The organism is Kitasatospora sp. NPDC127035, from assembly GCF_042726075.1.
In the GTDB taxonomy this organism is placed as follows: domain Bacteria; phylum Actinomycetota; class Actinomycetes; order Streptomycetales; family Streptomycetaceae; genus Kitasatospora.
The window spans coordinates 61,722-68,451 of record NZ_JBHXDN010000006.1 but is presented as its reverse complement, the minus strand read 5'-3'; the positions used below and the strand labels follow the sequence as shown (position 1 = coordinate 68,451).

The following is a 6,730-nucleotide window of genomic DNA, read 5'->3' as shown; positions in this document are numbered from 1 at the left end:
GCCCCCCTCGTGGCGCCTGTTGGGGGGGGGGGGGGCCTGGTAGTACCCGCGGTTGCGTGGCGCGGGGGGGGGGGCGGGGGGGGCCGCCCGCGCCCCCCCGCCGCAGCCGGCCCGCCACAGCCCGGTCAGCGCAGTTCGGTCACCATCGGCAGCTCGCCCATGCCCACCAGAGCCCGCGGCTTGGGGTGGACGGGCGTGTCCGACGTGGGCCGCAGCCGCCAGCGCGCGGCGATCGTGGCGAGCGCCAGCGTGGTCTCCATCATCGCGAAGTCGTCGCCGATGCACTTGCGGCTGCCCGCGCCGAACGGGATCATCGCGCCGCGCGGCACGTCGCCCACCCGCTCGGGCGACCAGCGGTCCGGGTCGAAGCGCTCCGGGTCCGGGAAGAGCTCGCCGTTGCGGTGCAGCGCGTACGAGCTGTAGAAGACGACCGAGCCCACCGGCAGCCGGACGCCGCCCAGTTCGGTGTCGGCGGTGACGACCCGGGTGACCAGCCACCCCGGCGGGTAGAGCCGGAGCACCTCGTTCACCACCTGGCGGGTGTAGTCCAGCCCGTCCCGGCCGTGCGCGTCGGCTCCGCCCGACGCGGCGAAGGCGTCCGCCTCCTCCTGGAGCCGGCGCTCGTACTCGGGGTGCCGGCCGAGCAGTTGGAGCGCCCAGGCGAGGGCGGTCGCGGTGGTCTCGGTGGACGCGGTGAGGAAGTTCATCACCTGGTCGTGGATCTCCTGGTCGGAGAGTCCCCGGCCGTCCTCGTCGCGCGCGCCGAGCAGGCCGGACAACAGGTCGCCGTGGTCCTGGTCGGCTCCCCGGTAGTTCCGGATGATCGAGTCGATCAGCTCCCGGAGGTCCGCCAGGGCGCCCTCGAAGCGCCGCGACTCGGGCCCGGGCACCCGGTACACCAGACCGACCGGGGCGACCATCCGCTTGTACATGCCCTTGAGCACGATCGGCAGGCAGCGCAGGATCCGGTCCACGTGATCGGTCCCGATCTCGGTCGAGAGCAGCACCCGCGCGCCGATCCGGGCCGTCACGGCGTGCATCCGGTCGTTGGCCTCGATGGTGCCGCCGGGGCGCCAGCCGGCCGTCTCGGCGGCCATCTCCTCCCGCATCACCTGCGGGTAGGTGGCGATCCGCTCCCGCCGGAACGACGGCTGGACCAGCAGCCGCTGCCGCCGGTGGTCGGCGTAGGGGCAGTTGCCGAGGCTGTTGCCCATCAGCAGCTTGGTCTTCTCGTAGAACGGCCCGCCGCGGTCGAAGGTCCGCGGGTCCTTGAGCACCTGGCCGACGAGCTCGGGGTGGCAGACCATGTGGACGGTCCGGCGGCCCATCCTCAGTTCGACCACGTCGCCGTGGCGGGGCAGCCCGGTCAGGAACTCCAGCGGCCGGCGGCGCAGCGGCACCAGGTGGCCCAGCAGCGGCAGCGCACCCGGCGCGGTGGCCGCCGTCCAGTCGGCGGCGGCGGCGCCGGGCCTGGTCGCGGTGGACGACATCGGCTCAGCCCCCTTGCCGGGCGGCGGTGCCGGACGGCTTCCGGACGGTGACCACGGCGTAGCCGAGCTCGGTGATGTCGCCGAAACCGGCGAGGTCCTCGACCATGTAACGGAACTCCTCCTCGGTGACCTGATCCCGCAGCTTCTCCCCGCCGCGGAGGAGGTTGTGCCCGACCACCTGGTAGGACGGCCGGACGTACTCGCCGATGTCGGTGAAGTCCACGACCTCCAGGCCGGCGTCCCGCACACAGGACTCGTACTGCTCCTGGGTGAGCATCGGACCCTGCTGGTAGTTCTTCATGGCGCCGTCCACCAGCCTGCGGTGCTCGTCGGTCTCCAGCGGGCGCAGCAGCACGAAGTCGGTCGCCACCAGCAGGGCGCCGGGGCGCAGCACCCGGGCGAGCCCGCTGAAGGCCCCGGTGCGGTCCTCGGCGTGGCAGATCGACTCGATCGCGTAGGCCGCGTCGAACGCGGCGTCCGGGAAGGAGAGTCCGAGCATGTCGTGGACCTCGAAGTCCACCGTGTCGGACAGCGCCAGCTCGGCGGCCAGCTCGGTCGACTGGCGGACCTGGCGCGGGCTGAGCGTGATGCCGGTGACGCGCACGCCGTGGCGGCGGGCGATCCGGGCGGTGGCCTTGCCGTTGCCGGAGCCGATGTCCAGCACGCGCTGACCGGGGGCGAGGAGGAGGCGGTCGGAGACGAAGTCGGTCAGCCGGTCGGCGGCCCGTTCGACCTCTTCGGGGTCGACCGGGCCGTCCCAGTAACCGCCGTGCAGGTAGCCGCCCATGGCGTCGGCCATGGCGTCGTTGACCCGGTCGTAGAAGGTGCCGAGGTCGTCGTCGGCGCGGGGGTCGGTGGTCATCGCCGGCTCACTTCTCCGTCCGGGTCGCGACCACGAGGAGGTGGCCGAACCCGGCCACGTCGATCATGTCGCGCGGGTTGAACCGGTCGACCAGTTCCGGGCCGTGGGCGGCGGACAGGTCGGTGGCCGCGCCGCTGATCCGCTCGGACAGCTCGACGAAGGTGCGGCGCAGGGTGGGCTCGCTGATGTCGGTCAGCTCCTCGAACCGGAAGCCGGCCCGGCGCAGCATCGGCGGGTAGTCCTCGGCCTGGATCATCGTCATCAGGAACTCCCGCAGGTACCGGTCCACGGCGGCCCGGCCGTTCTCCGGGATCGGCTCCCGCTCGAAGAAGTCGGTGAGCACCAGGCGCCCGCCCGGGCGCAGCACCCGGGCCACCTGCCCCAGCACATGGGCGCGGTCCGGCATGTGGATGATCGACTCCAGGGCGATCACGGCGTCGAAGGAGGCCTCGGCGAACGGCAGGTCCGTCGCATCGGCGTGTTCGAAGCGGGCCCGGTCGGCCAGGCCGAGCCTGTCGGCCAGGGCGTTGGCCCGCTCGACCTGGCGTCCGCTCACCGAGATGCCGGTCACCTGGGCGCCGGTGCGCAGGGCGATCCTGTTGCCGGGCGCGCCGGTGCCGCAGCCGAGGTCGAGGACGCGGGAGCCGTGGCCGATGTTCAGCCGGTCGGTCATGAGGTCGGTCAGCCGGTCGGTCGCCTCGGCGAGCGGGACGAGGCTGTCCGGGGAGTCCCAGTAGCCGAAGTGCAGGCTCTCGCCCAGGGTGGCGCTGCCCAGGTCGGTGTAGCGGTCGTAGAGCCTGCCCACCTCGGCGGGGTCGGGGAGGAACGGGAGCGCGGGCTGCTGTGCCATCGGGCGCCTTCCTGGCTGGGGGCCGGCCGGAGTGCGGGGCCGGGACGGGAGAGCGGGGGCGGAGCGTCGGGTGCAGGGCGTCGGGGGCGGGGCGTCGGGGGCGGGGCGGGGCGTCAGGTGAGCCCGAGATCCTGGTAGACCGCGTCGGCGATCCGGACGATGCGTTCGCGGTGCCGCTCGTGCTCGACCTTGCCGTTCAGGTGGACGGCCAGCACCAGGCCGGCGTCCGGGTCGGCGAACGCGACGGCGGTCCACAGCCCGTCGTGGCCGAAGGAGCGGGGCGAGGCGTGGGTGCCGAAGCTGGTGTACGCGGGACCGAGGGTGCGGCATTCGAGCCGCAGGCCGAAGCCCCAGTCGGCGTTGCCGTAGCGGTCGTGCAGCCCGGTGCGGTGGCGGGCGGTCAGCGCGGCCACCGTGGTCGGCGCGAGGATCCGGCCGCCGGGCGCGGCACCGCCGGCCAGCAGCATCTCCAGCAGCAGCCCGAGATCGCCCAGCGGGCCGCGGGTGTTCACCCCGGGCACGCAACGGGTGGTGGCACCGCGGGTCGACCAGAAGTACGTGGGCTGCGGGGTGTCGCCGAGGTTGCTGACGTGGATCAGCGGCAGCCGGTCGCCGTACGCGTCGTAGTCCTCCGGGGAGAGGTGGACCCTGGTGCGGTCCATCCCGCAGGGGCGCAGGATCTCCTGTTCGACGTACGCCGGGTAGTCCCGCCCGTCGATGGCGGGCAGCAGCCGGGCCAGCACGTACCAGGCCCACCACTGGCTGTAGTTGATGCCGGGACCGGCGCCGGCGGGGCCGGGTTCCACGACGGTGGCGAGGGCGCGGCGGAGCCGCTCGTCGTCCGGGCCGGTGACCACGCCGTGCAGCGGGTCCGCGCCGGTGGGCACCGGGCCGGTGTGGGTGAGCAGGTCCATCGAGGTGATCGCGGACTTGCCGGCGGTCCCGAACTCGGGCAGGTAGTGGGCCACCGGGAGGTGGGGGTCGAAGTCGCCCGCCTCCCAGAGCCGGCCGAGCGCGACCGAGAGCAGCGGCTTGGCGCAGCAGTACCAGAGCGGCGCCGAGCCGGCCGACATGGCGACCCCGGGGCGGGCCAGGCCGAGTCCGACGTCGGCCAGCGGCTTGCCGTGCAGCGAGGCGTAGAACTGCGCGCCGGGCGTCGAGGTGCCGACCTCGCGGCCCAGTTCGCGCAGGGTGCGCGGGAGGACGTCGGCGGCCCGGGCGACGGCGTCGACGTCGGCCGGGGCGGGGTCGGCGGTGCCCACCGGGACGGGTTCCGGACCGGCGGCGGGGGCGGCGCCCGGCGGCAGTGCGGCGGTGCCGGCCCGCAGGGCTGCGACCTGGCCGGCCCGGTCGCGCTGCAGCGCGGCGTCGACGAAGAACAGCAGGCTGAAGTTGCCGAGGACGGTGACGTCGCCGCGTTCCAGGATCTCCGCGCGGGCCCGGGCCGGGCCGAGCAGCAGGGTGTGGGCGGCGGCGTAGGGCAGGGTGAGCAGGAGTCCGGGCGGATCGCCGGCCGCCGCGGTCACCGCGAGCCGTCCGCCGGCGAGGTCCACCAGGAGGTCGGCCGCCGGGGCGGTGCCGGGCGGCGGGTCGGTGATCGCCAGGCGCAGGGCGACCGTGCTGCGCGGGGCCGGGTCGGGGGCGGCGAGCCGGCCGGCGGCGGCGAGCCAGTCCGGGGTGAGCAGGGCGGGGGCGGCGGTCGGCATCGGTCACCCCTCGCGGACGGGGACGGGGACGCGGACGGGGACGGGGACCGGTGCGGGCGGCGCGGGCACCCGGGGGGCGACCTCCGCGGCGAACCTGCGCAGGCTCTCCGTCGCGGGGTAGTCGCGGAACCAGAGCAGGAACTCGCCCACCCCGGCCTCGGTGTACCGGGCGGCCCGCTCGACCAGCTGGTCCGGTGTCCCGTACAGGCTGCGGCGGGCGAGCAGATCGGGGTGGTGGCTCCAGAACACCACGACGTGCGGGGTGGAGAGCCAGCGGTCGCGCGCCACCCGGTCGTCGAAGACCCGGCCCTCGGCGACCAGCGCGTGCCGGACCTGTTCCGGGGCCAGGCCGAGCTCCTCCCGGCGGCGGCCGAAGGCCCGGATCGCGGCGGCGACCTGCTCGGGTTCGCCCTGCCACTGGACGGCGGCGCACTCGCGGACCGCGGCCTCCGGCAGCCGGGCGGCCGCGTCCGGTGCGGCGGCGTCCACCCGGACGGCCAGCGGGAGCCGCGGCTGGACCGGGACCGGTACCGCGTGCGCACCGGCGAGCGGGACGGCGGGGCCGGGCGCGTCGGTCCGGGTGCCGGACCACAGGGCCCGCAGGGCCTCGATGGTCTCGGCGAGCACGGGCGCGGGATCAGCCGCGAGGTCGGTCCCGGGGTGCGCCACGCGGTCGGCCGCGGGATCGGCCGCGGCCAGGGCGGTGCCGGGCACGGTGCCGGCCGCGACGTGCTCGGGGAGGGGTCCGGCGGTGGTCAGAGCGAGCGACAGCCGCCCCCCGGAGATGACGTCGGCGCAGGCGGCCTGTTTGGCGAGGACCACCGCGTTGCGGTGCGGCGGGCCCGCGGCCAGCAGGCCGAGCCGGATGCCGGGCAGGGTCGCGGCGAGCGCGCCGAGGGCGGTCCAGGCCTCGACCACCGGCTGTGCCTCGCGGCGCGGCAGGGTGTCGGTGCGGTCCTCCAGCCAGAGGGCGTGGTAGCCGCAGTCCCGGGCCAGCGCGGCGGTCTCGACGACGGTCCGCCAGGCTGCGGACCCGCCCAGGCCGGCCAGTTCGAGACCGGCGCCCTGCGGGGCCGCGACGCTCCAGCGCGGCGCCTGCGCCGCCCCGGCGCTCACCGGACACCCCCCTGCACCAGGGCGAGCAGGTCCGTCGGCCTGGCGAGCACGAAGTCGGGCTTCTCGTCGATGAGTTGATCGGTGGCGGTCTCGCCCCAGAGGGCTGCCGCGGTGGCGGTCCCGGCGGACCTCCCGCTCTGGATGTCGATCACCGCGTCGCCCACCATGACGGCGTCGCCGGGCTCGCTCGCGAGCCGGCGCAGTGCCTCCCGGACGATGTCCGGGGCCGGCTTGGGCCGGTCCACCTCGTCACTGCCGACGACGGTGTCCAGCAGCGGCAGCAGTCCGACCACCTCCAGGACGGTCCGCGCCCGGTCGCCGGACTTGCCGGTGGCGATCGCGGTCCGGACCTCCGACTCCCGGAGCCGCTTGAGCACCAGCGGCACGTCCGGGTACACCTCCACCTCGTGGATCAGCCGGTGGCTGGCCTCGACGAAGGGCCGCTCCATCCCTTCGGGCAGTCCCATCAGCCGCATGATGTCCGGGAAGTAGCGCCCCTGGTGGGTGCAGTACTCGTCGAACGGCGGCTCCCCGTCGCCCACGACCTCGCGGTAGGCCGCGGCGAACGCCTGGCGCATCACGCCGAAACTGTCGATGAGCACGCCGTCCAGATCGAACACCACGGTGGAAAATGCCTGATGCACCGTCATCTACTGCCGCTTCCTTGGGAGTTGGTCCGATCTGTCCGGACGGTGGGCTCGGCGGC

At 75.0% G+C, this 6,730-nt stretch carries 6 protein-coding genes; all 6 read right to left on the bottom strand.

Going from position 1 to position 6,730, the window contains the following annotated elements:
• Nucleotides 1-125 precede the first annotated feature (125 nt).
• The 6 genes from ACFWIC_RS05395 to ACFWIC_RS05370 all read right to left on the bottom strand — a co-directional run bounded on the left by ACFWIC_RS05395 (nt 126) and on the right by ACFWIC_RS05370 (nt 6,674).
• The gene (locus tag ACFWIC_RS05395) at nt 126-1,490 is read right to left on the bottom strand and encodes a cytochrome P450 (RefSeq protein WP_329951582.1); all 1,365 of its coding nucleotides are present in this window, start codon (nt 1,488-1,490) and stop codon (nt 126-128) included.
• Nucleotides 1,491-1,494: 4 nt separating this feature from the next.
• Nucleotides 1,495-2,352: an SAM-dependent methyltransferase gene (locus ACFWIC_RS05390; RefSeq protein ID WP_380516028.1), complete on the bottom strand. Its 858-nt coding sequence runs from the start codon at nt 2,350-2,352 to the stop codon at nt 1,495-1,497.
• A gap of 7 nt (nt 2,353-2,359) precedes the next feature.
• Complete coding sequence (locus tag ACFWIC_RS05385) at nt 2,360-3,202, bottom strand: methyltransferase domain-containing protein (RefSeq protein ID WP_380360318.1); 843 nt, start codon at nt 3,200-3,202, stop codon at nt 2,360-2,362.
• A gap of 113 nt (nt 3,203-3,315) precedes the next feature.
• Entirely contained in the window at nt 3,316-4,908 is a 1,593-nt protein-coding gene (locus tag ACFWIC_RS05380; RefSeq protein WP_329951580.1) for a serine hydrolase domain-containing protein, read from the bottom strand.
• 3 nt (nt 4,909-4,911) lie between these two features.
• Nucleotides 4,912-6,024 carry an LLM class flavin-dependent oxidoreductase gene (locus tag ACFWIC_RS05375; protein WP_380516024.1) on the bottom strand — a complete coding sequence of 371 codons (1,113 nt, stop codon included), beginning with the start codon at nt 6,022-6,024 and terminating at the stop codon, nt 4,912-4,914.
• Nucleotides 6,021-6,674 (bottom strand): HAD-IA family hydrolase, encoded by a 654-nt coding sequence (locus tag ACFWIC_RS05370; protein WP_380516021.1) that lies wholly within the window; start codon nt 6,672-6,674, stop codon nt 6,021-6,023. Before ACFWIC_RS05370 ends, ACFWIC_RS05375 begins: the two co-directional genes overlap by 4 nt.
• Between the last annotated feature and the right edge of the window lie 56 nt (nt 6,675-6,730).

Bases quoted from the DNA above. Each gene is read 5' to 3' on its own strand.
- ACFWIC_RS05380 (WP_329951580.1), bottom strand. From the start codon at position 4,908: ATGCCGACCGCCGCCCCCGCCCTGCTCACCCCGGACTGGCTCGCCGCC.
- ACFWIC_RS05390 (WP_380516028.1), bottom strand. From the start codon at position 2,352: ATGACCACCGACCCCCGCGCCGACGACGACCTCGGCACCTTCTACGAC.
- ACFWIC_RS05370 (WP_380516021.1), bottom strand. From the start codon at position 6,674: ATGACGGTGCATCAGGCATTTTCCACCGTGGTGTTCGATCTGGACGGC.
- ACFWIC_RS05385 (WP_380360318.1), bottom strand. From the start codon at position 3,202: ATGGCACAGCAGCCCGCGCTCCCGTTCCTCCCCGACCCCGCCGAGGTG.
- ACFWIC_RS05395 (WP_329951582.1), bottom strand. From the start codon at position 1,490: ATGTCGTCCACCGCGACCAGGCCCGGCGCCGCCGCCGCCGACTGGACG.